This is a genomic window from Rhodovulum sp., from assembly GCF_011048875.1.
GTDB classification, from domain to species: domain Bacteria; phylum Pseudomonadota; class Alphaproteobacteria; order Rhodobacterales; family Rhodobacteraceae; genus Rhodovulum; species Rhodovulum tesquicola.
Genome location: NZ_DSDD01000074.1, coordinates 1 through 2,268, shown reverse-complemented (window position 1 = coordinate 2,268; position 2,268 = coordinate 1). Strand labels below are relative to the sequence as shown.

At 63.2% G+C, this 2,268-nt stretch carries 1 protein-coding gene; it reads right to left on the bottom strand.

Annotated features, from left to right (window positions below):
• The coding region (bamA, locus tag ENN83_RS02470; protein ID WP_414707612.1) for an outer membrane protein assembly factor BamA at positions 1 to 1,965 on the bottom strand (1,965 nt) is incomplete at its 3' end.
• Positions 1,966 to 2,268: the final 303 nt, after the last annotated feature.

Here is a 2,268-nt window from a genome sequence, read left to right as displayed (position 1 = left end):
GTTCAGGAAATAGCGGTCAAGAAGCCGACTGTCCTTGCTGCCCAACATCGACAAAACGCCGCCCTCAAGCTCGGCCCGCAGCGTGATTTCCTCGTTCCAGACCATGGTCTGCGCCCCGACCAGTGCGGTGGTCTCGATATATTCCAGATCACCGCCAAGGCCGGCATAATCCTGGCTGAATTCGAGCCGGATGGCGAAATTCGGGTCGAGCCCGGTCCGGCGAGAATCGTAGCTGTAGGTATAGCCGATCTTGGAATAGGTCAGCGCACCGCGATCCGCATCGGCCTGGATGATCCCCGGACCGCCCGTATAGTTGCGGATATTCCCTTCACCCGCGGTGTAGCGCACCTGCAGCCGGCTGCTTTCCGAGAGCGGGAATTGCAGCGACGGCGAAATCTCGATCAGCCTCGTGTCGTATTTGGCGTCGTAGCGACCGTCGGTCTCGGCATAGACCGCCGAGAAGCCGAAGCGTACATCCCGACCGAGAAAGGCGGGTTCGGCGAAGACGAAGCGCGAGGTGGAATTGTCGGTTCCGGTGTCGATGCGGAAGCTGAGTAGCTGCCCGCGGCCAAGGAAATTCGATTCGGTGAACGAGATCGCGGCGCCCGCTCCGTTGACTTCGGAATAGCTGAGCCCGAATGCGAGCGAGCCCGTGGGCTGTTCCTCGACATCGACATTCACCACCATCTGATCGGGTGCACTGCCCTCGCGCGCGGTGACATCGCTGCGCGAGAAGAAGCCCAGTGCGCGGATTCGGTCGGCAGCCTCGCGGATTTCACGCGGATTGAACGGATCGCCCTCGACGGTGCGGAACTGGTGGCGCACCACCCGGTCGAGCGTGGTGGCGTTGCCCTCGATGTCGATGCGTTCGACGAACATCCGCGGTCCGCGCGTGACGGCAAACTCGATGTCCAGGGTCAGATCGCGATCATTGCGCATGACGCGAGGTTCGACCCGGATGAAATTCAGCCCCTTGCGGGTCGCCAGACGTTCCATCCTCGCGATCGTATTCTCGACGGCAAGCGGGCTGTAGACCTGTCCCGGCTTGATGTTTGCCGCGCGCTGGAACTCGTCCGCATCGACCTCGGCAAGATCGGAAACCGTCGTCACCCGGCCGAAGCGGAACTGCTGGCCCTCGCGGATGGTGAAGGTCAGAAGATAGCCGTCGCGATTGCGCGTCAGTTCCGGCGCAACCGACAGAACCTGGAAATCGACGAAACCGCGCGAGGTGTAGAAGTCGCTCAGCACCTGCTTGTCGAACTCGATCCGGTCGGCGATGAAAGTGTCTGACCGAATGATGCGGCGCAGGATGCCTGCCTGCTTGGTCCCCAGTGCCCGCCGGAGGCGGCTTTCCGAATATGCCCGGTTGCCGACGAACGAGATGCGTTCGATCTCGACCACGGCGCCCTCGACGATCTCGAAGACGAGGTCGACGCGATTCTCGGACCGGCGGATGATCTTGGGCGTGACGCTGGCGGCCAGTCGGCCCTGTTGTTCATAGGCCGTTACGATGGCGGCGGCATCGGTCTCGGCCATTCTGGGCGAGTAGACCCGGCGCGGCTGCGAACGGATGATCGAGGCGAGGTCATCATCCTTGATCCGGGCGTTGCCCTCGAACGCGATGCGGTTGATCGTGGGATATTCGGTGACGTTGATCACCAGCGTGTTGCCGCGGGGCGAAAGCTCGACCGTCTCGAACAGTCCGCTGCCCGAAATCGCCTGATAGGCATCGTTCAGCCGCGCCGCCGACACCGCTTCGCCCCGGGCGATCCCGGCATAGGACAGGATCGTCGCGGCATCGATGCGCTGGTTGCCGTTCACCTCGACCGACGAGAAGCGGTAGGTCTGCGCCTGCACCGCCTGCGGCACAAGCGCGACGGTCGCCGCGCTGCCCAGCAGCACCGTCGCCGCCAGTAGATGAGCCCGACCGCGCCGGCCGAGGTTCCCGCGTGCAGAAATTGACATGTCGCCGTCCCGCCCTGACGTGTTTTTTTCTGTGACTTTAGCTACCGGGAACGCCGGAGGATGTCAAAAGGTCAGGACCGGGAAAACGGCGCGCGTTGCCCTCGTCCCTCAGCCGGGCAACGGCCGATGAAAGGATCTCGGAACGCCCCTGCCGCGCAGCGTTCAGAGCCCCGTGAGCCAGCCGCCCAGCATGAGCGCAAGTGCTATTGCAAACGGAAAGAGCAGCCTGTCCCCGTTCAACTGCATCAACAGCGACAGCCCGCGCAAGCCGTCGCGAAGGGTTTCGATGGCCTGGCCCATGCC